The sequence below is a fragment of the Mycobacterium scrofulaceum genome (genome assembly GCF_001667885.1).
Taxonomy (GTDB): domain Bacteria; phylum Actinomycetota; class Actinomycetes; order Mycobacteriales; family Mycobacteriaceae; genus Mycobacterium; species Mycobacterium scrofulaceum_C.
This window is the reverse complement of sequence record NZ_LZJW01000060.1, coordinates 114439-138339: the sequence shown is the minus strand read 5'-3', so window position 1 is coordinate 138339 and position 23901 is coordinate 114439. Positions and strand designations below refer to the sequence as shown.

The following is a 23901-nucleotide window of genomic DNA, read 5'->3' as shown; positions in this document are numbered from 1 at the left end:
TACCGGCCCCGGTTGTCGGCGTCTGCTCTTATGCTCAGCAAATGATGAGGACCCTCGCTGCCGCCGCCGCGGCGGTCGCGGCGGCCACCGCGGTGCCGGGGATGGCACGCGCGGACACCACCCAGAACTTCCAATCCCCGTCCGGGAACATTTACTGCGTGCTGGACAGTTCCGGTGTCGCCTGCGACATCAGCGACTTCGATTACCAGCCGCCGCCGCCTCCGGAGTGCGGCAAGCAGCTCGCCTGGGGCAACCGCTTCGTCCTCGACCAGGGTCAGCCGGCCGCCATCCACTGCCACGGCGACACGCTGCGCGTCGCCGGCGAGCCGACCCTCGACTACGGGCAAACGAGTTCCGCGGGAACGCTGACCTGCGACAGCGAGCCGTCGGGCATGACATGCACCGACAGCAGCACCGGGCACTACTTCCGCGTGTCGCGGGATTCCTACGAGCTGGGCTGAGAGCCGTTCCGCGTGAACGGCTTCCGTGACCGTACTAATTAGTATGGTACGGTCGGCGCCATGCCCGCGGTCGACGCTCACCCGACGTACGGCATCACCGACGACTTCGTCGCCCGGCTGGCCGAGCGCGCCGACGAGGCCGAGCGGTTGCGCCGGCTGCCCGCCGCGACGGTCAGCGAGTTCCGGCAGACGGACCTGTTCCGGCTCTTGCTGCCGGCCCGGTTCGGTGGCCTCGAAACGCCGTTTCCCGAACTGCTGCAACCGATTCGGCGGATGGGGCACGGGTGCGCGTCCAGCGCCTGGACGCTGGGCTTCTACGCCCTGCACAACTGGCTGCTGTCGCTGTTCGACATGCGGGCCCAGGAGGAGGTGTTCGCCTCGGGTCCGGTGCTGGCGCCCGCTCCCCTGGCCCCCACCGGCCGAGCCACCCCGGCCGACGGCGGGGTGCGCCTGGCGGGCCGATGGTCGTGGGCCACCGGGGCGATGGACGCGGACTGGGTGATGGTCGGGGCGCTCGTCGAACGGCCCGACCGGATCGATCCGGCGCTCGTGCTGGTGCCCGCCGAGCAGGTCGAGGTCGCCGACACCTGGCACACCGCCGGCATGCGGGGCACCGGCTCCCACGACGTCATCGTCACCGACGTGTTCGTGCCCGAGCACCGCATGGTCGCGGTGGCCGACATCTATGGCGGGACGGCGCCGGGTGCGCGGGCCCATGACGCGCCGACGTACCGGTGGCCGATGGTGCCCGCGCTGGCGCTGGTCGCCTCGATGCCGGTGCTCGGCGCCGCCGAACGGGTGACCGAGCTGTTCGCCGAGCGCCTGGGCGAGCGCGTGCTGGCGTACAGCGGTGTGGCGCAGAGGGATCAGCCGGCCGCCCAGATCCGGCTGGCGAGCGCGCGGGTGCGGTTGCGGGCCTTGCGGGCGCTGGTCGACGAGACGGCCGGCGGCATCGACCGGATGGTGAGTGCCGGCGAGCGGGTGGGCCGCTCGGTGCGGGCCGAGGCCAGGCTGGCCGCCGCCCACACCGTGCACGAGAGCCGGGCCGTCATCGCCGACCTGTTGGACGCCTCCGGGGCCAGCGCGCAGTTCCTGTCGAATCCTTTGCAGCGCTTCAAGCGCGACGTGGACATCGCAGCCGGGCACGTGGTGTTCGACTACGACGTGAGCCGAGAGTTGGCCGGGGCGTTGGCGATTGGCGCCAAGATCTCCCCGATCGCGATGGTCTAGTCCTTGAGCATCAGCTCGAGGAAGCCTTCGCGCTGCGCGGCCTGCTGCGCCTGCTGTGCCGAGCCGGCCAGATGCAACAGCCCGATGCCGGCGGCGAAGGTCAGCTGGGCGCGCAGCTTGGCGTCCTCGGCGCTGAAGCCGTAGTCGCTGTACGCCTTGGCGACGGAGCGCAGCAGGCGCCGGTCGGCCGCGCGGATGTTGGCGGCGGCGACCGGGTCGGTGCGGGCCCATTCGCGCATCGCGCGTTCCAGCGTCCAATGGCCGGGGCTGGTCAGCGCGGTCATCATGGCGGACAGGCGTTCTCGCGGGGGCAGCGCGTCGAGTTCGGCCAGCGACCGCCGGTCCTTGTCAAGGAAGGTGTTCCACGATTCGACCAGCGCGGCCCGGTAGCTGTCCATGTCGGCGAAGTGCCAGTAGAAGCTGCCGCGGGTGACGCCCGCCTGCTCGCAGAGGCGCTCGATCTTCAGGGCGCGCACCCCCTGCTCGGCGAGCAGGGTGTAGCCGGCCTGCAGCCAGTCCTCGACTGTCAGGCGCGGGGGCTTGCGCGTGGTCACAAGCTGCAAGGTTACGGGTGGGCGCGGCCGCGGTGCGCCATCGCGCCCGCCCCCGTCCCGGTGAATTCCTCCCGAACACGCGGCGAACCCGTGAGTCCGGCTATGGCATGCGTGTAATGTCCGGGTTTGCTAGCCGAGAAATTCCTGTTAACTCTTGGCCGCTTTGCTCGGCCGAAGGATCAGGGGGTGCCGTGACCGAGGTGTCCGAGCGGTCGGCGGCGATCGATGCCGACGAGGTCGTGGTGTCGTTGCAGGACGAGTCGCTGCTACTGGGCGGTGACCCCGCCGCCGTCGAGTCCTATCTGGCCCGGCTGCGGGCGACGGCCGGGCATGGCTTGCGGGTCGCCGGCATCGACAGCGCTTCGCTGGCGAACGCGGCGATCGCCGGGCTGGCCTCACTGCTGGCCGACTCCGGCAAGTACGTGCAGCTGCACCACGACACCGTGGACGCGCTGAAGGAAGGCAACCTGGTTCCCGTCGCCGACGGCTTCTTCCGGCTGACGACGGGCGTCGACGCCGGCGAGCTCCTGGCGCAATGGCGGCCGGAACTGCTCGGCCCCGAGGTGATGCTCTCGGCGCAGATGCTGGCCGTGCAGATGGCGCTGAAGTCCGCGGTCGCCGAGGTCGAGGACGCCGTCCGGCGGGTGGAGGACAAGGTCGAGGCGGTGCTCGAGGTCGCCCGGGCGCAGCGCGCCGGCGACGTCCTGGGCAACAGCCTGACGGTCTCGCGGATGGTGGACTCGCTGGAGAAGTACGGGTCGCTGCCCGACGCGTACTGGGATTCGGTGGCCGCGTTGGGGCCGGCGCTCAACGTCGCCGTCTCGCAATTGCGCAATCACGTGAGCCGCGTCTTGGCATCCTTCGATCACGGCCTGCCCGTGCAGCAGCGCGCCGCGAAGCTGCGAAACGCGATCGGCGACAACCGGCTTGGCGACACCCTGAGCCTGCTGGTGATCGCCGAGGAGGCGCTGCACAAATGGCAGCGGCTGAACCTCGCGCGGATCGAGACCAAGGAGCCCGATCAGCTGCTGCGGGCGATCGACGAGGCGCGCGGGCTCGTCGAGCATCACCTACGCGAGGACCTCGACATCTACCGGAGTGCCAAGGAAGTCCTCGACCGGTTCGGGCAGTCCAAGGCGGTTGACGGCTTCCGGTTCTGGGCGGTGCGCGAGCTGGCCAAGCAGGGCGTCGCCCTGCGCGACGAGCTCGACCGCTTCGCGAAGGCCCGCCAGCACCAGGTGGAGACCTGGGAGGACTTCCACATTCCCAGCGTCTTGGATGCCGCCTTAGCCACGCTGGGGGCCGTCGGAGGCGTGACCGGCCGGGCGTTCGTGGCCGTCGGCCGCGGAGTCGTCTACCTGGGCGGGCAGGTCGTCGGCCCGTTCCGGGGGCGTGGTGATGACGGCTCTGAGGCCGGCAGCTCGGATCTTGAGGAACACCAGCCGGCGTGCTGAGCAGCCGTCGTTGACTGAGGTCGAGGCCGCCTCGATACTCCACCAGTACGGCCGTCGGCGCTCGCCGGCGCTTGGCCCGCGAAGGAGGTCGGCGTGATCGATTTAGGGCTCTCGGGCAAGCGTGCGGTGGTGTCGGGCGCGGGCTACATCCCCGAGCGCGCGGGTCACGGCTGGTTCACCTCGTTGGTTCTTGCCGAGGCGGGCGCCTCGGTGGCCTGCATCGACATCGACGAACAGCGCGCCGAGCAAGTTGCCGGCGAGATTGTAAGCCGGGGCGGTACCGCTATCCCGATCGTCGCCGACATGACCGAACCCGAGCAGGTCGGCCGGGCGATCGACGACGTCGAGGCGGCGCTGGGTGGTATCGACGTGTGCGTCGACATCATCGGCGGTGCGACGTGGTCGAAGGTCGAGGACTTCACCCCCCAATTGTGGGATACGGCAATTCAATACAACCTGACCCAGGTGTTCTACCTGTTTCAGGCCGCGGCCAGGTACATGATCGCGCAGGGCAGCGGTGGATCGCTGGTCGCGATCGCGTCGGTCGACGGCATCGCCTCGGCGACCTACCACGCCGCCTACGGCGCCGCCAAGGCTGGCGTCATCTCGCTCGTGAAGACCTTCGCTGACGAGTTGGGGCGCTACGGCATTCGCGCCAATGCCGTCGCACCGGGCAATGTCGGCTCGGGCAACGAGGACCAGCCGCCCGGCGAGTACAACGTCAACGGCATCAACCCGCTGGCGGCGCCCCGCGCGCACGACATCGCCAACGCCGCGCTGTTCCTATCCTCCGAGCTGGCCGCGCGCATCACCGGCCAGACCCTCGTCGTCGACGGCGGTGCCACCATCCGGCAGCTGTGGGGGCTGGGCGAGTCGATGATCCCTTCTGACCCGGAGACTGCGTCGCCGGACTTCATGCGGCCCGGGCCGTCGGGCTAGCGCTGGTGGATAAGCGGCAGGCCAGGCACCGAGCTCCTCCCCTTCAGCACGTACGGGGTCGTGATCGAGCCTATGTAGATGTCGCGCATGTCCTGCCCGCCCCAGGCGATGCTGGTCGGGCTTTGTAGTAGCGCGCCGTCCGGGTCTTCGACCACGGTTGTCGCGCTGCCGTCCGGTCGGATCGCCACGATCCTATTGGCGAGAACCAGTGTGACCCAAAGGTTTCCTTCGGCGTCGAACGCGCACCCGTCGGCCATCCCCCACCGGCGGCCAACCTCCAGGTCGGCCAGTAGGCGGCCGGCGTCGGGGCCATACTCATCGGGTCGCCGGTCCCCCAGCGACGGGCCGTATTGCTCTTGGGGACCGAGTGTGTCGGCTGCGATCGGGAACCGCACCACGTCGGCGGTGAGCGTGCGGACCCCATACAGATAGTCCTCATCGCGGTCCAGCGCCATGCAGTTCGGGAAGTGCACGCCATCGGCGACCACTTGCGCCGATTGGCGATCCGGTGCGACGCGATAGATGAACCCGTCAGCGGTGCCGCGAGCAATGGTATCCATCAGGTCGTCCGCCATCGTGCTCACCGAGCACCACAGCGCCCCAACGGAATCCACTAGAACGAAGTTCAGCCATCGCAGCGGCCGTTTGTCGAGTTGCCCACTAAATATCGCGGTGATCGCGCCGGTCACCGGGTCGAGATCCTGCAGCACGCCGAGGCCCCAATTGGCGATCAAAAAGTGGCCCTCGCGATCGAGCGCGATCCCGTTCGGCTCTCCGCCCGCCTGGCCGATGTGGCGAACGGCGTGCTCATCTATCAGCTCTGCGACAGCTGAAGCCTTGTCGGAGGCGAATATCCGACCGTCACCGGCCACCGCAACATGTTCCGGGCGATCCACGCCGCGCCCGACGGCGTGCAGACCGGTCACCGCGAGGTCGATCTTGCTCGTTCCACTCATCGATGCCCCATGGACTTGAGGTTGCTAGTCTGAAGAGACCCGGACGCTCGCCGACCTCCTTGGTGGTCAGAGTATCGTCGGCAGACGTAGGTCATTGTCGTGCACCTATCGGTTGCGTTTCGCGACGATAAGAGACTCGCACGACGAGTCCAAAAGCCTTGAGGTGGACTGTAGGTCATCCACGATCGAGCGGCTAGACGTCCGGTGCTTGGTCAGGTCACTGGATCTTGTCGTGCTTTGCGAGGTTGTGGCGCGCGCACAGCAGCTGAATATTCTCCGCAACAAGCGACGAACCGCCGCGTGAGTACGGGATGATGTGGTCGAAGTGCAAGTTGTCGGTGCTTCTGCACTCAACACACCTACCTTGGTCGCGCTTCCACACGGTGAGCTTCACGTCACTCGGGATAAGCCGGTTCTGCTCCAGCCGTGGCTCCCTTGAGTCGACGACCGGCGTCGCATCGGCGTCGACCTCAAGGCGGAACTTGAACACCAACCGCCCATTAGATTCTTCGCGCCAGGCATCAATCAGCTGGAACGTACCATTGAAGGTCCAAATGCCGGTTCGCATTTTTTCGTATACTCGCACCCGTTCGGGCTCGTTTCCTAGCTCCCGGTGTTGAGTCGCAGCCTGGAGGAACTGGCCATTTTGAGTCAGCCTTCCGCCCGGGGTGCGCTCAGGCTGGTCGACCGTCTTCGGGTCAGGCCCACCCTGCTTTTTCGGTATGTTGTGGCCCTCGTAGATGAGCACACGGCCGTCTTCTTCAATGCGATCGTCATATGGCGCGCCAGGCCGGCGGCTCATCAAAATGATGCTGGGTCGACCCCCGGAGCCAAAGTTCATGCCCTGCTGCAGGCTGGCGTCCTCTTCTTGGCACATATCGCGGTAAGAGATCACTTCTCCAGGCACGAGCACATGCAGGATCGTAGGCGACCTTGTCGTTGATGTGCGCAATTACGCGCCGCATGTTGACCAGGCGCCAATTCCGTTCGCGGTCGTCGCGTCGATGTTGCGAGTCATGCTCAGAATGCGTCGAACAAGATGGGACGCGGTCGGCCGAAAGACACAGGTGGCGCTGCTTTCTAGGCACTTCAAGATACATTGTTAGACGACCCCAGCCGCTTCCCAGCTGAATTCGCGGATTCGATTCCAATCGCCACTAAGGCCGTGGCGGCAACGCCGCCAACCACCCATCCGCAAGCAACTCCAGCAGCTGCCCATCGGGATCGCGGATCATCGCCATCGCCTCGGTCACGGTCGCGTCTACAACAGCTCCACCAAACTCCTTGACCTTCTCCAATGCGCCGGCAAGGTCGGACACCGAAAACGAAATATGCGTCAGCCCAATCTGATCCATAACGCGTTCGGACCCCGTGTGAACCTGACGCATCGAGTAGTCCATGAGTTCAAGCACGAACCCGTCGCGCACCAGATAGGTCGCATGCACCCCGAGCGGCTCGGGAAGCTGGACAAGCTTGGACGTCGGCCCGTCGGGCGGATCAAGCTCCCACCAGAACTGAAACCCAAGCACATTCTCGTAGAACCGCCGCGACCGCTCACGATCGGAGACACAGAATCCGACATGGTTGAACGTGGTCCGGTGACTACTCATCGCGGCCTTTCTCGACAGACCCGCCAGCGTAATAATGCAAAGATAGTGTAAAAAGCCAACCCCGCAGGGGTGGAGGACCAACCAGATGACAACCCGTCCCGACGTCGCCAACGACGCCATCGTCGACTTCGACCACCACTCCGACGAGTTCAACCTCAACGAACTGGCGATCAACAAAGAGCTCAGACAGAAATGCCCCGTCGCTTGGAACACCAATTACGGCGGCTTCTGGTACCTCAGCAGCTACGACACGGTCAGCCGCACGGCCAGGGACGGCGACACCTTCGCCCACAAGTACGAGCCCAACGCCCAAGACGGCGTCGACTACCAAGGCGAGATGGGCGTACCGCGCCCCGAAGGCCAGCCGGCCCTTGGCATCGGCGAGGTCGACGGCCCCTACCACCAAGCCTTACGCCACGCGCTGGCCCCGTTCTTCTCCCCCGGCACCGTCCAAAGGCTCAAGCCGTTCATGGAACAGAAGGCGCACGAGTTCCTCGACCAGAAAATCGAGGACGGACGGATGGACCTGGTCCTCGACTACGCCAGCCCGGTCCCGGCCATCCTCACCATGAAGCTGATGGGCCTGCCCCTCGACAACTGGCACCTCTACGCCAATCTCTTCCACTCCGTCATGGCCGTCCCGCAGGACAGCCCGGAGTACCTCGACGCCATCGGCAAAGTCCCGAAGATGATGGAAGAGGTCCTCGAGTACGCGGCCGGCAGACGAGCCAAGCCGGAAGACGACCTGACCAGCTTCCTCATCCAGTTCGAGTTCGACGGCCACCGCCTCACCGACGAACAGCTGCTCAACATCCTCTGGAACCTCATCGGCGGCGGCGTCGACACCACCACTTCCCAAACCGCGCTCACGCTCCACCACCTGGGCACCCACCCGGCCCTGAGGCAACAACTCATCGACAACCCCGAGCTGTACCGCACCGCGACCGACGAATTCCTGCGCTACTTCTCGGTCAACCAAACCCTCAGCCGCACAGTCACTCACGACGTCGAAATCAACGGCCAACGCCTGAGAAAGAATGACAGAGTCGTCATCAGCTGGCTCTCCGCCAACCACGACGAAAAAGAATTCCCACAGCCCGACGAGATCATCCTGGACCGCGCCCCCAACCGCCACGTCGCCTTCGGCCTCGGCCCGCACCGCTGCATCGGCTCACACCTCGCGCGGCTGATGGCCGAGGTCATGGTGAGAGCCGTCCTCGACCGCATCCCCGACTACCAAGTCGACGTCGACAAGGTCCACCAATACCTCGGCAACCCGAGCATGACCGGCCTCGGCACGCTGCCGGTCACCTTCACCCCCGGATCGAAGCGAGGCTAGATGCCCGCCAACCCGATGACCCACATGCTGGGCCCGTTCACCCGCACCGGCGGCTTCTATGCCCGCTCGTGGGGCACCTACCTGGATCGCCAGCCCGACGAGCTACCGGTGGCCCGGCCCACCATCGCGCTCGCGGCGCAGGCATTCCGCGACGAAATCCTGCTGGCCGGCTTCAGCCTGCTGCGCCGAGCTCCCGACGCAAAGACACTCGAACGGATCGACACTGAAGTCGTTGCGGCACAAGACTTCTACGAAGACAAGGGCTGGCTCGACAATCCCGAGGGATTCTTCGCCGCGCCCCCACCCCTCACCGACGTCACCGTCAAGCGCGTGACCAACATGGGACGCAACTACGAGCGACTGTCCTTCGACAGCGGCTACGCGCCGCACGACGGCGAACCCGGCCGAGACCGCTGGCGCAGCTACACGGGCAACAACCGCGAATACGCGCTGATGTTCCGGCACCGCCGGCCGCGGCCCTGGCTGATCTGCATCCACGGCGCGGAGATGGGACGAGCCGCGCTCGATCCCATGCTGTTTCACGCCTGGCACCTGTACCAGCAGCTCGATCTCAACGTCGTGCTTCCGGTCCTTCCCCTGCACGGCCCCCGAGCAAGCGGCGGACCGAAGTTCCCGAGCGAGGACGTGCTCGACGACGTGCATGGCGCCGCGCAGTCGGTCTGGGACATCCGGCGGCTGATCAGCTGGATCCGCGCGCAGCAGCCCGACGCGGCGATCGGGGTCAACGGCATCTCCCTCGGCGGCCTGATCTCGTCGCTGGTCGCCAGCCTCGACGACGGCCTCACCTGCGCGATCCTGGGCGTACCGGCCGTCGACCTGGTGAATCTGGTCGGCCGCCACGCCGGCCTCAGCGGCCACACCGCCCTGCGCCACACGATGAACTCGGCCAAACCCCTCGGCCGGATGATCTCGCCGCTAGCGCTGACCCCCCGCGTCCCCAAAGACGGCCGGTTCATCTACGCCGGCCTCGCCGACCGGCTGGTACACCCGCGCGACCAGGTCACCCGGCTCTGGGAGCACTGGGGCAAACCCGAAATCCAGTGGTACCCAGGCGGTCACACCGGATTCTTCGGCTCGCGGCCGGTGCAGCGCTTCATCGATGCCGCGCTCGTGCAGTCGGGGCTGGCCGACAAGAGATGACCGCCTCCTACCTGCGCTGGATAGCGGTGAACGCGACCAGGCCACTGGTCCATGCCTATCGGCGCACCGGCGCCGACGTGCCCTTCGGCGACCCCGTGCCCTCCCACGGGACCGAAATGGAGGGCTGGTTCTGGCGCCTCACCGACGCCGCCTCGGGTCGCGTCGTCGTCGCGCTGTGCAGTGTGAACCGGCACCCGGATGGCGACTGGGCCACAGTCGCGGTCGCGCTGCATCCCGGTGACGTGGTGCGCTCCGCGGTCATGGATGGTGCCGAGGCGGAGTCGTCGACCTTCTCAGTGCACGCGGGCACCTTCCCCGACTCGCGTCTGGCGGCGAGCACCGATCGGCTCCAGATCGACCTTGACGGCATCCACCTCAATCTGCATTTCACCGATCCGTTCAACTGGCCCAAGGCCTTCGGCGGAGGCGGCGTCTTTTCTTCGGTGCCGTTTTTGAACCAATATTGGCATCCCTACCGGCTCGGCGGAAAAGCCACGGGCACAGTTGGATTCCGCGACCGCATGTGGTCGTTCAGTGACGCCCGGCTGTACACGGAACGTAACTGGGGCGCGGGCTTCCCCGAGCGGTGGTGGTGGGGTCAGGCCCACGATTTCGGCGACGCCGACGTCTCGGTCGCGTTCTCGGGCGGCCTTCTTCAGCTCGGCGCGATCCGCAGGGACGTCACCGGGGTCGTCGTGCGACTCGGCGATCGCGTCATCCGGGTCACCCCGCCGGCGCCCGTGCGATCGGACGTCGGCGACGGCCGCTGGCGCATACGGGCACGCACACCCCGCTACCAGATCGAGCTGGACGGGGACGGCACCCGCGCCGACCCGCACGTCTTACCGGTGCCGCTGCCCGCGCAGCGGCGCAACATCGATACCGACTTCGAGCACCTCGCTGGCCGATTGCATTGCAGGGTAAGGGAGTACGGCCGGCTGATGTTCGACGCCACCTGCGAGCTGGCCGGCCTGGAGATCGGCAGCCGGCCGGCATAGATCGACCCTTCGTGTGGCTCCTGCCGCATTGTCATCTCGCACGGAATGGCTAATCGAGCGGTCCAGGCACTTCGACCTACCTGGCAGAGGCCTAAGTGCCCTGGTGGCTGATGAGAGCGAACCTGACCCTGGAAACTGTGGCCAGCTGCACCAGCGCAATCGGTCCTTGGTTAGCCATAGCTAGGAGTATGACGATGAAGACCATCCGTATCTCGGCCGGACAGCTCGGAGAAGTCGCGGCAGCCGATTTCTGCCAGCGGTGTTTTTGGCTGAAGCTGCATCTCAATCACCACCTCCCCTTCCAAATCTTCCCGGGCATCTTCAGCTCGATCGATTCCTACACGAAGGACATCGTTCACCGCTGGTTTGATGCGCATGGAGTGCCGCCCGGCTGGCTATCACCGCTTGGCCCGATAGCCGCCTACCATGAGCCTCCGCACTGGTCCCAATTCAACACAGTCGATCACGACTACGGCATTCACCTGACCGGCGTAGCGGACACAATCTTCAAACACGCCAACGGTTCATACGTAATTGCCGACTATAAGACTGCACGCTTCACCGACACCCAGAGCAAGAAATTGCTACCGCGCTACCAGGTACAGCTCAATGCCTATGCCCGGATAGCCGCAGACCGCGGGTTCACACCGGTATCGCACCTTGCGCTCGTGTACATGGAACCAGCTACTAAGGGTGAGTCAATCAACTACTACGGGAACTGCCGGGAGGACGGCTTCGTTATGGCGTTCCGAGCCCATGTTGTTGAGGTCCCACTCGCTGATAGCGTATTGCGACAAGCGATGGCCAAGACGAGGGAGATCTTCGAGTTGGCCGATGCGCCCGACGGCGCGCCGGCATGTCAAGATTGCAACCTCACCTTGGATCTGGCTGAGCAACTTTGGCCGGGAATCAGCGACATCGACCTGGCAGAGAAGCTACAACGCATGCTCGCGAACCCACCACAACGCCGTGGGGCAGACAAGGTAACCGCGCGGTGACCGTCAACCCATATCGTCAACTCAGGTTCGACATCTCACTTTGGAAGAGCTGAAACACGCTGTGGCCGAGTTGATTACGACGCGGTGGCGTACTGCAACACCGGCTCCGACGAATCGACGTGGCTGCCGCTGATGATCCTGAGCCGATTCGGCCGCACCTCGTAGACCACGCCGTCGACCGGGTTGGTGACGTCGAACCCATCCCCCGCCCGCTCCGCGTTGGACAGCTCGATGTGCGCGCCGTCGCTGATCCGCTCGCCGCGGTAGTAGTAACTGCCGCTGAGGTTTTCACACACCACGGCCAGCGACTTGGCGGTCCGCACCACGGCGGCCGGCGGGTTCCCCGGGTCGCAGCGGGCCGTCTCGCCGATGAACCCCAGCCCGTCGGCGCCCCGCACCGGGGCCGACAGCGTCGGCGTCTTCGGCGGCGGCGCGCTGGACGGCGGGGGCGAGGGCGCCTGGGCCGAGCGAGCAGGGGGCGAACCGCCTCTCGTCAACGCCGACGCCAGAGCCACCACGAGCCCGGCGATCACCAACACGACCGCAGCCGCAGTGATCACGAACGCTCCGCGCCCGCCAACGGGCCGCCAACCCTCCGGCCGCGACGGCGGATCGACGACGGGATACGGGCTGTAACCGGTGTCGTCCGGATTCGGATAGACCGCCTCGAACGGCCGGGTGCCAAGGGGTCCCGCCGCGGCACCGACCGCGACCGGCTCGTACGCGGCGTTCACGGCCTCGCTGGCGGCGCGCGCGAGTTCGCCTGCGGAGGCGAATCGCGCCGTGCGTTGTTTGGCCATGCCGAGGGCGATGACGTCGTCGAAGGCCCGGCCCACGCCGCGGCGCATGATGCTGGGTCGCGGCGCCGGCGAGAGTAGGTGGGCGCTCCTCAGCTCGGCCGGGTCGGTCGCCTCGAACGGGGGCTGACCGGTCAGGCACTCGTAGAGCAGGCACGCCAGGGAGTACACGTCGGTCTGCGGCCCGACCCGACCGGTGGTGAACCGCTCGGGCGCCATATACACCCGCGACGGGTCGCCGTGCCCGAGACCGAAGTCGACGAGATACGCGAAGTGGTCCGGGGTCAGCAGCACGTTTTCGGGCCGAACAGCCAAATGCACCAGCCCGGCGGCGTGCGCGGCGTCCAGCGCTCGCGCGACCTGCGCGACGATCGACGCGGCGCGCGACGCTTCCAGCGGCCCCCGCTCGCGCAGCAGATCCCTGAGGCTGCCGCCGTCGACCAGCTGCATGTCGACGTAACACACCCCGTTGATCGAACCGAAGTCGTGCACCGGGATGACATGCGGCTCCTCCAACCGCGCAGCAACACCGCAGTCCTGTCGAAAGCGTTGCTGGAAGCCGGGTTCCGCGGCGATGTCGGCGGATACCAGCTTGACCGCAACCGTCCGGTCCCTAACCGTGTCGTGCGCCCGGTAGACCTCGCCCGTCGCACCCGCCCCGATCAACGATCGCAGCTCGTAGGGGCCGAACCGGGTGCCAAGCCGCGAGGTCAATGGGCAGTCCTTCCGTCACGTCGATCAGGTCCAGCTCGCCGGGTTCCCATATTGGGCGCGGACCTAACGTGCGACGGCTCACGCGTGCGGCGGCACCGGGCACCAGAACAGGCCGCAATTGAAATTCGGCGGGGTGGCCGGCGTGCGCGGGGTGGCGTTGATCGGGCCGCTCGGCCACCCGTAGACGGCGCCGGTGTCGGCGTCGACGACGCCGCGGTAGTCGTAGTAATAGAGGTGGCACACGCCCATGTCCCAGCTGATGAAGTTGTCCGGGATGCGTTCGCCCGGGCACCACTTGCCGCACGTGTGCCCGGCCGGACAGTTCCCGCCGACGTGGCCGTACGGGTCGGCCCCCGCGACACCCGCCGCCACCCCCACACCGATGCCGGCCGTCAGCAGCGCGCCGGCCATCCACTTCTTGTTCATGCCGCAAGCCGACACCGGGCGGGCGGCTACCGATCCCATATCGGCGTCAGCCGCCGTGGCCTTTGTGCTTAGGGCCCCCGTGACCCGGCGGACCCGGTGGGGGCGCCGGCTGCGGAGTGCTGCTGGGCGTGGTCGTGGTGGCGCTGGTCGTTGGTGGCGGCGTCGGCGTGGTGGTCGTCGTCGTGGGCGCCGGCGGTGGCGCCGAGAACGGCGGATCGATGGCAAACAGCAGAAGCGCCAACACGAACGCGGCGACGATCGCCGCGATCCACCACTTGCGCCGCGGGCTGTCCGGCTCCAGCCGCGCGGGCGTGTAGGTCAGCACCGCGGGCGGCGGCGCCTCCATCACCCGGGTGCCGGTGGGCGCCGCCGGCGGTGGGGCGCCGACCAGGGCGGCCCGCATCGCGCCGGCCTGGTCGAATCGCCACGCCGGATCGCGCGCCATGGACCGTTCGATCGTTGCGGCGAGGGGCGGTGGCACGTCCGGGCGCAGCGCGGCCAGCGGCGGCGGCGACTCGTTGAGGATCGCGTGCGCCAATGCGCCCAGGTCCTCCTGCGGGAACGGCCGCCGCCCGGTCAGCGCCTCGTAACCCACCACGCCGACGGAGTACAGGTCGTCGAGCACCGTGGCCGGCTTGGACGTCAGCCGCTCGGGACTCAGATAGGCCATGCTGCCGACGACCTCGCCGGCCCTGGTGTAGGCGGCGCCGGAGGTCTTGGCGATGCCGAAGTCGGCGAGCTTGGGTTCCCCGGCGGCGGTGAACAGGATGTTGCCGGGCTTGACGTCTCGGTGCAGGATGCCGGCGCTGTGCGCCTCGGCGAGGGCGTCCAGGACGCCGTCGAGCACGGCGTGCACGAAGGGCACCGGCAACGGCCCGCGGGCGATGTGGTCGGCCAGTGTCACTCCCGGTAGCCGCTCCATGACGATGAACGGCAACCCGTAATGCTCGCCGACGTCGTGGACCACCACGACGTGCCGGCTGGTCAGCCGGGCGGCGACGCGCCCCTCCGTGTCGAACCGCAAGCGATTGTCCGGCCGGTCGGCCACGCCGGGATAGAGCAGCTTGATGGCGACGGGCCGGTTCAGCTTGCGGTCCCACCCGTCGCGCACCTCGGCCATTGCACCGCGGCCCAGGACTCCGCGCAGTTCGTATCGGCCGTCGCCAAGGAGACCGCCTGGCACCAGGAGCACTCCGTTACTGCCCTGGCCGCGGTAGGACTGAGTTCCTTGGAGGTCCGTGTCGATCTCCTGTCGGAAAGCTGACTGCCCTGCTGACTCCGAATAACCACCGGATCCGGGATCGAAACCCGCTCCTTGACAGGCGTCAAACAGCGGCGTTCCGCGGCGGTTTTTGGGCCGCCCCCGCATACTCCCCGACGAACCCGTTCTTCAGCCACCACCTGGGCTCAGTGTGCTCGAAGATCTCGTCGCCGAGCGCGCGGGTGCGCACCGACTTCTTGACCGGGAACGGGTTCATCCCCGACTTGTATTCGACCCCGACCATAGCGGGGGCGCCGGGGCGGCCCCTCCTGGGCAGCAGTTCGAAACCGGCCCGCGTCAGCAGGGCGTTCAACTCGGCGGGGCGAGGGAATCGCCGGAAGTCGTGGTTCGGCTTGTGCAGCCCGAACACGAACAGCGGCCCGACCGTCACGAAACACAGCCACGTGCACACGTTGCGGTCCGGCGCGACGTAGAACATCCGCCCGCCGGGCCTCAGCGCGCGAAACACGCTGTCCATCAGGCGGCGGTGCTCGGTGCAGTGGTCGAGCACCCCGTGCAGGTAGACCAGGTCAAAGCGATTGGCCTCCAACACCTCCGGGTCACGCGCGTCACCGACAACGAAGGTGACCCCGGCCGTGTCGGCGAAGCGCTTGCGGGCCGCGTTGATCGACTTGTAGTCGACGTCGACGCCCACGATGTCCCATTGGGCTAGCTGCGGATACCGTTCGCGCAGCCCCGCGATCGCCCCGCCGCCGCCGCAACCGACCACCGCCATCCTCGGGCGCCGACCATCGACGGACGGAAGGTAGTCGCGCAGGAAGTCCCATGCGGCGTAGTCGATTTCGCCGACGAGGTCGGCGGTGAAGCGCCACTGCTCGCTGACCTCGGCGTTGGAGAAGTACCGCACCCCGCGCTCGATCGTGCCGTTGCTGATCCGCATCAGCGCGCGGTCGATCACCGAATAGCGGTACTCGGGCTCGCCCGCCGCGTCGTTGGCCCGTTCCCGATCGAGGAACTCGAAGAAACGCCGCTGCTCGAGTTCGATCGGCGGCTCCCACGACGGCGCCTGCGCGAGCACGCGTTCGCGAATCCACGAGTCGATCACCCGGCTGTAGACGGCCGTGTCGAACAGCATGAGCTGATGGCCGCCGCCGGGCATCATGAAGAAGTCCTTGGTTCCGCCGATCCGTTCGAAGCAGGCCCGGCAGTGCTCGGCGCCGACGACCTCGTCGTGCTCGCCGCAGGTGATCAGGACGGGTTTCGTGTTGGCGGCGGCGGGTTTTGGCGGCACGTAGTTGAACACCGAGTGGTAGCTCCTAAGGCCGTACCGCCAGACGTAGAACGGGTCTTTCTTCTTGGTGTCCAGCAGCCCGGGGTCTTCCTGGTAGGCGGCCTTGAAGTCGATGACGCGCCGCAACGGGACGCGCAGGCGATCGCCGAGCTTTTCCGCCGCCCACGTGGCCGGGCGTGACTGGAACAATCGGATCGCCGGGCTCATCGGCGTCTCGTGGTTCAGCAGGATGTTCATGCACACGCCCGCGGTCACGGCGGGGCACGCGTCGAGCGCGTGGAATGCGACTTCCCCGCCCTGGCTCGCGCCGTGCAGGACGACGGGCAGCGACGTGCGCCGCGCCGCGTAATCCGTGACGGCCCTCGTGTCTTCGAGGAAGTCTTCGAAGCTGAACACGCCCGGTTCGCCCTCGGTGCGGCCGTGCCCGGTCAGGTCGAACGAATAGACGGCAGCCCGGTAGTTGCGGCGCATGTGCTCGGCGAACGCGTGGTAACTCTCGCTGTTGCCGGCGGTGCCGTGCACCAGCACCAGGACGTAGTCGGCGTTGCGATTCTCGTAGCGGCGCAGGAAGATTCGTTTGCCGCCCGATCCGGTCACCGCGTCTTCGACCATCGGTTGATCGGCCAGATTCGTGGTCATCGCTCCGGTTCCAATCCTTCGGTGATGCGAGCGGCGAGCAGTTGGGCGAACACGTCGAAGTCGCGGCGGAAACCCGACGTGTCGGAAACGAACGGCCGCTGCATCGACATGCCCAACAGCACGGTCTCGAACAGCCGCACCGACTCGTCGATCAGGCGCTGCGGCACGTCTTTACCGGCGATCCGGCGCAGCGCCTCGCCGAGCTGCCGACGCTGGGTGTCGCGATAGTCGACATACGCGGTCCGCAAGAAGTCGTTGTGGTTGGCCGCCGCGGCGAACTCAACCATGAACGTGACCGCGTCGATGTTGTCGATGAACAGGGCGTAGATCAGACCGGCCGCCTCGGTCAGACCCGCACGCACCGACACCGTGTGCGGCAGTTGCTTCGACGCGGTGGCGAACATGCGCTTGGCCATGTCGTCGATCGCCGCCTGAAACAGCTTTTCCTTGGTCTCGAAGTGATAGTGCAGCAGCGTCTGCGAGACGCCGGCCCTCGTCGAGATCAGCTTCATCGAGGACTTTTCGTAGCCGTACGCGCAGAAGCACCGGATCGTCGTCTGCAGGATGCGCTGCCGGGCGTCGCCGGCGGTGGTTGTCTTTGGCGCTGCGGCGGTCAACATCGCCTCGTCTCATTCGTCCGCTTCCGGTCACGATACTGCCTGATCGATCAGTCAGGCAAGGTAGGCTGGGGATCGATGCCACTGAAAATCACCCTGACCTTCGACAACGGCCCGACGCCCGGTGTCACGGACCGGGTGCTCGACGACCTCGCCCAGCGTCAGCTGTCCGCCATCTTCTTCGTCGTCGGCGAAAACATGCGCCCGGCGGCGGGACGCCGGCTACTCGAGCGGGCCGTGCGCGAGGGGCACCGGATCGGCAATCACTCCTTCACCCACGCCCGGCCCCTCGGCGAGCTCTCCCCCGCGGAGACCCTGCACGAAATCCGCAGCACGCAAGAGCTTTTGGACGAGTTCGCCGACGCCGACCGCTACTTCAGGCCGTGGGGCACGGAGGGCGCGCTCGACCGGCGCTGCCTGAATCCGACGGCGATCGAGCACCTGATCGCGGAGAAATACACCTGCGTCCTGTGGAACAGCGTCCCGCGCGACTGGGCCGACCCCCACGGCTGGGTGGACCGGGCGCTCGCCGACACCCGCAGCCAGCAGCACACCGTGATCGTCCTGCACGACCTGCCCACCGGCGCGATGGAGCAACTCCCGAGGTTTCTCGATGACCTCGACGACTCCGGCGTCGAGGTCACCACCGACCTCCCCGACGATTGCGTGCCGATCGTCCGCGGCCGGATGCGAGCGGCCCTCGATCACCTCACTGCGGCGATAAGGTGAACCGGAGGAGGCTCCCATGAGCGACATGACGGCACGCTTCGCCGAGATCGTCGGCCAACACAATTTGGTGACCGGTGACGCCATCCCCGAGGACTACTGGCACGACGAGGTGTTGACCAAGCCGCCGCAACGGCCGGCGTGGGTCGCCAAACCGGCCTCCGCGGAAGCGGTTTCGCAGCTGCTGAAGGCCGCGTCGGACAACAGCGTGCCGGTGACGGCCCGCGGGTCGGGCACCGGCCTGTCGGGCGCGGCGATCCCGCGGGCCGACGGGCTGTTGATCTCCTTCGAACGGATGAAAGCCGTCCTCGAGGTCGACACCACCAACCAGGTCGCCGTCGTCCAACCCGGGGTGACGCTCACTGAGCTGGACGCCGCGACCGCCGACACCGGCCTGCGCTACATGGTTCACCCCGGCGAGCTGTCGTCCAGCGTCGGCGGCAACGTCGGCACCAACGCCGGCGGCATGAACGCGGTCAAGTACGGCATCGCCCGCCAGAACGTGCTCGGGCTGCAGGCGGCGCTGCCGACCGGCGAACTGATCCGCACCGGCGGCAGGATCGCCAAGATCTCCACCGGCTACGACCTGACCCAGCTGATCGTCGGCTCCGAGGGCACCCTGGCGCTGGCCACCGAGGTGATCGTCAAACTGCACCCGCGGCTCGACCACAACGCTGCCGTGCTCGCCCCGTTCGCCGACTTCGACCAGGTGATGTCGGCGGTGCCCAAGATCGTGGGAAGCGGCCTGGCGCCCTACATCCTGGAGTACATCGACAACGTAACGATGGCCGCGCTCGTGCACACCCAGAACCTGGAGCTCGGCATCCCGGACAACGTCCGCGACAGCTGCGACGCGTATCTGGTTGTGGCGCTGGAGAATCGGACCGCGGCTCGGCTGGACGAGGACGTCGAGAAGGCCGGCGAGCTGCTGGCCGAGCTGGGCGCCGTGGACGCCTACGTGCTCGAGGGCGGTTCGGCCCGCAAGCTGATCGAGGCGCGCGAGAAGGCGTTCTGGACGCTGAAGGCCGTCGGCGCCGACGACCTGATCGACACCGTGGTGCCCCGCGGCGCGATGCCCAAGTTCCTGTCAGCCGCGCGCGGCCTGGCGGCGGCCGCCGGCGGCGCCGCGGCGGGCTGCGGGCACGCCGGCGACGGCAACGTGCACCTGGCCATCTTCTGCAAGGACCCCGAGACGCGCAAGAAGCTGATGACCGACATCTTCGCGCTGGCAATGGAATTGGGCGGGGCGATCTCCGGCGAGCACGGCCTGGGCCGCGCCAAGACGCCCTACTTCCTCGAGCTCGAAGACCCGGTCAAGGTCGACCTGATGCGCCGGATCAAGCGGAGCTTCGACCCGGCGGGCATCCTCAACCCCGACGTGGTGTTCGCGGGAACCTAGCCGATAACCGGGAAGTGGCGTTGGGCGGCAAGGGCTTTGAGTCCCTTCTGCATCGTCCAGCGCACGTGGGCGTCCAGCCTTTTGACGTCCTGGGTGGCGCCGACATCGGCGAGGTTGATCGGCTTGAGCACCTCGGTGACGATCTTGGTGGGCAGCGGCATGTTGACCGGCGCGAGGACGCTGAGCCCGAACGGAAAACCGAACGTGACCGGCATGATGTTCGTTCGGAAGAACCTGCGCTCGAACTTGGTGAGCCGCAGCAGCCGCGCCAGCCACTGCCCGCGCGTCAGGAACAGCTGGCTTTCCTGCCCGCCGATGGAAACGGCGGGCACGATCGGGACGTTCGCCTCCAGGGCCGTCGTGATGTAGCCGGTGCGGCCGTCGAAGTTGATGACGTTCTCCTGCAGCGTCGGCCGGTACACGTCGTAGTCGCCGCCCGGAAACACCAGCACGACACCGCCGGAGGCCAGCGCCTTGGCAGCGTTGTCGCGCGTCGCCCGGATCACCCCGGTGCGCCGGAAGAATTCGGCGGCCGGCCCGGAGAAGATGGTGTCGAAGGCCAGCGCGTATAGCGGGCGGTCGTAGCCAAAGGTGTCGTAATAGTCGACGGCGAACACCGACAGGTCGAACGTGAGCATGCCACCGGAATGGTTGGCCACCACCAGCGACGGTCCGTCGGGGATGTTGTCCAGGCCACGCACCTCGGAACGGAAATACCGTTTGACGATCGGCCGGGTCAGCGCGATGACGTGCTCGGTCAGATCGCGGTCCCATTTGTCGACGTCGGTCGAGTCGGTGTGGGTGTCGTTCATGTCGTTGCCCTCGCTCGCCGTTGAGCGTGAGCTGATGGTACGCCCGCCGAGCTGCGGCAACCGGGGTTTTGCGGCGCGGATTTCGGCCGCCGATTTCGAGGGATTAGGCGATGTGCCCGCCTCTGAGCGACAACCGCGCGTCGGCCGCCGCTCGCGGCGCGTTGTCGCTGTGAGGCGGGCACTTTGGGCATCTCCGATTCCAGGGACGGCTGTGGCGCCTGTGACACCGGCGGACCCCGCACACAACCAACCGTTGTGCCCTCACAACGGCGCGACCTCTACTCCCCTAGGCCTGACCCGGGCACTATGAAGCCATGAGACGTGGGCGCAACGGAGCGCCCATGCTCATCTGACAAACATCATCGCGTCGATGCCGCGGCCAGCAGCCCCAATGCCGGTGCGCACCGCGAAGGAGATACCAATGACCACAGCACGCCCCGCCAAGACCCGCAGCGAAGGCCAATGGGCGCTGGGTGACCGCGAACCGCTCAACGACACCGAGAAGATCAAGAACGACGACGCCCCGCTGAACGTCCGCGACCGGATCGTCAACGTCTACTCCCGGCAGGGTTTCGACAGCATCGACCACTCCGACCTGCGCGGCCGCTTCCGCTGGATGGGCCTCTACACCCAACGCGAGCAGGGCTACGACGGCAGCTGGACCGGCGATGACAACACCGACAAGATCGAAGCCAAGTACTTCATGATGCGGGTCCGCACCGACGGCAAGCCGTTGACGGTGCACTCGATGCGCACGCTCGGCCAGATTTCGACCGAATTCGCCCGCGACACCGCCGACATCAGCGACCGGGAAAACCTGCAGCTGCACTGGATTCGCATCGAGGACGTCCCCGAGATCTGGCGCCGCCTAGACGAAGTGGGCCTGCAGACCACCGAGGCGTGCGGCGACTGCCCGCGTGGCATCCACGGTTCGCCGCTGGCCGGCGATTCGCTCGACGAGGTGCTCGACCCGACGCCCGCGATCGACGAAATCGTCCGGCGCTCCCTGAACAACCCCGAGTACGCGAACCTGCCGCGCAAGTACAAGACCGCGGTCTCCGGCCTGCAGGACGTCTCGCACGAGACCCACGACGTCGCGTTCGTCGGCGTCAACCATCCCGAGCACGGCCCCGGCCTGGACCTGTGGGTGGGCGGCGGCCTGTCGACCAACCCGATGCTGGCCCAGCGGGTCGGCGTGTGGGTGCCGCTGGACGAGGTGCCCGACGTCTGGGAGGCCGTCACCCGGGTGTTCCGCGACTACGGCTACCGGCGCATGCGCGCCAAGGCGCGGCTGAAATTCCTGATCAAGGACTGGGGCGTCGAAAAGTTCCGCGAGGTCCTCGAAACCGAATACCTCAACCGTCGGCTCATCGACGGCCCGGCGCCCGCGCCGGTCAAGCAGACCATCGACCACGTCGGCGTGCAGAAGATCAAGAACGGGCTCAACGCGATTGGCGTCGCCCCGATCGCCGGCCGCGTCTCGGGCGCGACGCTCTCTGCGGTGGCCGACCTGATGGAAAAGGTCGGCTCCGACCGCGCCCGGCTGACGCCGTTCCAGAAGCTGGTCATCCTAGACGTGCCCGACGACAAGGTCGACGAGACCGTCGCCGCGCTGGACGCGCTGGGCCTGCCGTCGCGGCCGTCGTCGTGGCGCAAGAACACCATGGCCTGCACCGGTATCGAATTCTGCAAGCTGTCCTTCGCCGAAACCCGCGTGCGCACGCAGACTTTGGTGCCCGAGCTGGAACAGCGACTGGCCGACGTCGACGCCGAGCTCGACGTGCCGATCAGCGTCCACCTCAACGGCTGCCCAAACTCGTGCGCGCGCATCCAGGTCGCCGACATCGGCTTCAAGGGCCAGTGGATCGACGACGGCCAGGGCAATTCCGTCGAGGGCTTCCAGGTCCACCTGGGCGGTGGCCTCGGCGAGGCGAGCGGATTCGGCCGAAAGCTGCGCCAGCACAAGGTCACCAGCGACGAGCTCGTCGACTACATCGACCGGGTCACCCGCAAGTTCCTCGAACAGCGCGACGGCGGTGAGCGTTTCGCGACCTGGGCCCTGCGCGCCGACGAGGCCGACCTGCGATAGGAGCTGAGGACCACGCCATGGTCGCGATGAACTTCACCGAAGACCAGCTGCGCAAACTCGCGGAACGCGGCGCGGCCGACATGGCGGACGCCGGCGCCACCGACATCCTGCGCTGGACCGACGAGCACTTCGGCGGCGTCGACGGCCCTCGCGACGGGGCCAATTGCAAGTACGTGGTGGCCGCCAATATGCAAGACGCCGTGGTCATTTCGCTCGCCTCCGACGTGCGGCCGGGGGTGCCGGTGCTGTTCCTGGACACCGGCTACCACTTCGCCGAGACGATCGGCACCCGTGACGCGGTCGAGTCCGTTTACGACATCCACCTGCTGAATGTCACGCCCGAGCACACCGTCGCCGAGCAGGACGAGCTGCTGGGCAAGGACCTGTTCGCCCGCGACCCCAACGAATGCTGCCGCCTGCGCAAGGTTCTCCCGCTGCGCCGCGCGCTGCGCGGGTACGCCGCGTGGGTGAGCGGGCTGCGCCGGGCGGAGGCCGCCACCCGCGCCAACGCCCCGCTGATCAGCTTCGACGAGTCGTTCAAGGTCATCAAGGTCAACCCGATCGCGGCCTGGACCGACGAGGACGTCCAGGACTACATCGAGCGCAACAACGTGCTGGTCAATCCGCTGGTCGACGAGGGCTACCCGTCGATCGGCTGCGCGCCCTGCACCAGCAAGCCGGCCGATGGTGACGATCCTCGCAGTGGGCGCTGGCGGGGACGAAACAAGATCGAATGCGGGTTACACGCATCATGAGCACGCTCGTCCTCACCGCCCACGGCAGCCGGGACCCGCGCTCGGGCGCCAACGCGCGCGCCCTGGCCGACCGGCTGGCGTCAATGCGCCCCGGCCTCGACGTGCGGCTGGCGTTCCTCGAGCTCAACGAGCCGAACTTCGTCGACGTCGTGGCCGGCCTCCCGGATAGCCGCCGCGCCGTCGTCGCCCCCTTCCTGCTGGCCAGCGCCTACCACGCGCGACGGGACATCCCGAAGCAGATCGCCGAAGCCGGGGCCCACGGCATCCGGCAGGCCGACGTCCTCGGCGAGGACGAGCGGCTGGTGTCGGTGCTGCGCGAACGCCTGACCGAAGTCGGGGTTTCCCCGCACGACGAGGAGCTCGGGGTGATGGTCGTCGCGATCGGCTCGTCCAACGCCGCGGCCAACGTGCGCACCGCGAAGGTGGCGTCCAGGCTGGCCGTCGGCACCCGGTGGGCCTTGGCCACGACGGCGTTCGCCACCCGGCCCGAGGCGTCGGTGCACAAAGCCGCCGCCCACCTGCGCCGCCGCGGCGCGCGCCGGCTCGTCGTCGCCCCCTGGTTCCTGGCGCCCGGCCTGCTCACCGACGGCGTCTCAACCTTCGCGCGGGACAACGGCATTCCGATGGCCGCGCCGCTGGGCGCGCACCGGCTGGTCGCCGAGACCGTGCTCGACCGCTACGACGAGGCGCTGGAGGCCGACGCCGCCGCCTGAG

Annotated in this window: 23 protein-coding genes; 13 read left to right on the top strand and 10 right to left on the bottom strand. The window is 67.4% G+C overall.

Features of this window, described 5'->3' with window-relative positions; genetic code table 11:
* Positions 1-41: 41 nt before the first annotated feature.
* Both A5681_RS08855 and A5681_RS08850 read left to right on the top strand, forming a co-directional pair.
* On the top strand, positions 42-461 hold the full coding sequence (locus tag A5681_RS08855) for a DUF6636 domain-containing protein (protein WP_082968276.1): 420 nt from the start codon (positions 42-44) through the stop codon (positions 459-461).
* 60 nt (positions 462-521) lie between these two features.
* Positions 522-1691: an acyl-CoA dehydrogenase gene (locus tag A5681_RS08850; RefSeq protein WP_067272321.1), complete on the top strand. Its 1170-nt coding sequence runs from the start codon at positions 522-524 to the stop codon at positions 1689-1691.
* Here the strand turns inward: A5681_RS08850 and A5681_RS08845 are convergent.
* Positions 1688-2245 carry a TetR/AcrR family transcriptional regulator gene (locus tag A5681_RS08845; RefSeq protein ID WP_067272318.1) on the bottom strand — a complete coding sequence of 186 codons (558 nt, stop codon included), beginning with the start codon at positions 2243-2245 and terminating at the stop codon, positions 1688-1690. The two genes, A5681_RS08850 and A5681_RS08845, sit on opposite strands and share 4 nt — an antisense overlap.
* A gap of 191 nt (positions 2246-2436) precedes the next feature.
* On the opposite strand from A5681_RS08845, the gene A5681_RS08840 reads away from it, so the two are divergent.
* Positions 2437-3699, top strand: a complete 1263-nt coding sequence (locus A5681_RS08840) for a hypothetical protein (protein ID WP_231996256.1) — start codon at positions 2437-2439, stop codon at positions 3697-3699.
* A gap of 93 nt (positions 3700-3792) precedes the next feature.
* Entirely contained in the window at positions 3793-4638 is an 846-nt protein-coding gene (locus A5681_RS08835) for an SDR family NAD(P)-dependent oxidoreductase (protein ID WP_067272316.1), read from the top strand.
* On the opposite strand, the gene A5681_RS08830 is transcribed toward A5681_RS08835, so the two are convergent.
* The 3 genes from A5681_RS08830 to A5681_RS08820 all read right to left on the bottom strand — a co-directional run bounded on the left by A5681_RS08830 (position 4635) and on the right by A5681_RS08820 (position 7204).
* Complete coding sequence (locus A5681_RS08830; RefSeq protein WP_067272308.1) at positions 4635-5564, bottom strand: SMP-30/gluconolactonase/LRE family protein; 930 nt, start codon at positions 5562-5564, stop codon at positions 4635-4637. The genes A5681_RS08835 and A5681_RS08830 overlap by 4 nt on opposite strands.
* Positions 5565-5811: 247 nt before the next feature.
* The gene (locus tag A5681_RS08825; RefSeq protein WP_231996255.1) at positions 5812-6507 is read right to left on the bottom strand and encodes an HNH endonuclease; all 696 of its coding nucleotides are present in this window, start codon (positions 6505-6507) and stop codon (positions 5812-5814) included.
* A gap of 244 nt (positions 6508-6751) precedes the next feature.
* Entirely contained in the window at positions 6752-7204 is a 453-nt protein-coding gene (locus A5681_RS08820; protein WP_067272305.1) for a VOC family protein, read from the bottom strand.
* Between the two features lie 85 nt (positions 7205-7289).
* Between A5681_RS08820 and A5681_RS08815 the strand changes: the two genes are divergently transcribed.
* The 4 genes from A5681_RS08815 to A5681_RS08800 all read left to right on the top strand — a co-directional run bounded on the left by A5681_RS08815 (position 7290) and on the right by A5681_RS08800 (position 11700).
* Complete coding sequence (locus A5681_RS08815; protein WP_067272302.1) at positions 7290-8543, top strand: cytochrome P450; 1254 nt, start codon at positions 7290-7292, stop codon at positions 8541-8543.
* The gene (locus A5681_RS08810; RefSeq protein ID WP_067272299.1) at positions 8544-9704 is read left to right on the top strand and encodes an alpha/beta hydrolase; all 1161 of its coding nucleotides are present in this window, start codon (positions 8544-8546) and stop codon (positions 9702-9704) included.
* Entirely contained in the window at positions 9701-10702 is a 1002-nt protein-coding gene (locus tag A5681_RS08805; protein WP_067272295.1) for a tocopherol cyclase family protein, read from the top strand. Before A5681_RS08810 ends, A5681_RS08805 begins: the two co-directional genes overlap by 4 nt.
* A 194-nt stretch (positions 10703-10896) precedes the next feature.
* Positions 10897-11700: a PD-(D/E)XK nuclease family protein gene (locus A5681_RS08800; RefSeq protein ID WP_197498550.1), complete on the top strand. Its 804-nt coding sequence runs from the start codon at positions 10897-10899 to the stop codon at positions 11698-11700.
* 74 nt (positions 11701-11774) lie between these two features.
* Here A5681_RS08800 and A5681_RS08795 read toward each other — a convergent pair whose 3' ends face one another.
* The 5 genes from A5681_RS08795 to A5681_RS08775 form a co-directional block, all read right to left on the bottom strand.
* On the bottom strand, positions 11775-13211 hold the full coding sequence (locus A5681_RS08795; RefSeq protein WP_067272287.1) for a serine/threonine-protein kinase: 1437 nt from the start codon (positions 13209-13211) through the stop codon (positions 11775-11777).
* A 78-nt stretch (positions 13212-13289) separates the two neighbouring features.
* A complete protein-coding gene (locus tag A5681_RS08790; protein ID WP_067272285.1) occupies positions 13290-13637 on the bottom strand; it encodes a hypothetical protein in 348 nt (115 codons plus the stop codon).
* A gap of 46 nt (positions 13638-13683) precedes the next feature.
* A complete protein-coding gene (locus A5681_RS08785; protein ID WP_067272461.1) occupies positions 13684-14820 on the bottom strand; it encodes a serine/threonine-protein kinase in 1137 nt (378 codons plus the stop codon).
* Between the two features lie 142 nt (positions 14821-14962).
* The gene (locus A5681_RS08780; RefSeq protein ID WP_067272278.1) at positions 14963-16789 is read right to left on the bottom strand and encodes an alpha/beta fold hydrolase; all 1827 of its coding nucleotides are present in this window, start codon (positions 16787-16789) and stop codon (positions 14963-14965) included.
* The gene (locus A5681_RS08775; RefSeq protein ID WP_067272275.1) at positions 16786-17409 is read right to left on the bottom strand and encodes a TetR/AcrR family transcriptional regulator; all 624 of its coding nucleotides are present in this window, start codon (positions 17407-17409) and stop codon (positions 16786-16788) included. Before A5681_RS08775 ends, A5681_RS08780 begins: the two co-directional genes overlap by 4 nt.
* A gap of 75 nt (positions 17410-17484) precedes the next feature.
* Between A5681_RS08775 and A5681_RS08770 the strand changes: the two genes are divergently transcribed.
* Positions 17485-18135: a polysaccharide deacetylase family protein gene (locus A5681_RS08770; protein ID WP_067272271.1), complete on the top strand. Its 651-nt coding sequence runs from the start codon at positions 17485-17487 to the stop codon at positions 18133-18135.
* Positions 18136-18151: 16 nt separating this feature from the next.
* A complete protein-coding gene (locus A5681_RS08765) occupies positions 18152-19531 on the top strand; it encodes an FAD-binding oxidoreductase (RefSeq protein ID WP_067272267.1) in 1380 nt (459 codons plus the stop codon).
* On the opposite strand, the gene A5681_RS08760 is transcribed toward A5681_RS08765, so the two are convergent.
* Positions 19528-20343: a lysophospholipid acyltransferase family protein gene (locus A5681_RS08760; protein WP_067272263.1), complete on the bottom strand. Its 816-nt coding sequence runs from the start codon at positions 20341-20343 to the stop codon at positions 19528-19530. The two genes, A5681_RS08765 and A5681_RS08760, sit on opposite strands and share 4 nt — an antisense overlap.
* Before the next feature lie 421 nt (positions 20344-20764).
* Between A5681_RS08760 and A5681_RS08755 the strand changes: the two genes are divergently transcribed.
* From A5681_RS08755 to A5681_RS08745, 3 genes are read left to right on the top strand one after another with little or no spacing between them, the layout of a single operon-like run.
* Positions 20765-22432 (top strand): nitrite/sulfite reductase, encoded by a 1668-nt coding sequence (locus A5681_RS08755; RefSeq protein WP_067272458.1) that lies wholly within the window; start codon positions 20765-20767, stop codon positions 22430-22432.
* A 17-nt stretch (positions 22433-22449) separates the two neighbouring features.
* Positions 22450-23187 carry a phosphoadenylyl-sulfate reductase gene (locus tag A5681_RS08750; RefSeq protein WP_067272260.1) on the top strand — a complete coding sequence of 246 codons (738 nt, stop codon included), beginning with the start codon at positions 22450-22452 and terminating at the stop codon, positions 23185-23187.
* Positions 23184-23900, top strand: a complete 717-nt coding sequence (locus A5681_RS08745; RefSeq protein ID WP_067272257.1) for a sirohydrochlorin chelatase — start codon at positions 23184-23186, stop codon at positions 23898-23900. The genes A5681_RS08750 and A5681_RS08745 overlap by 4 nt, the downstream gene beginning before the upstream one ends.
* Position 23901 lies beyond the last annotated feature (1 nt).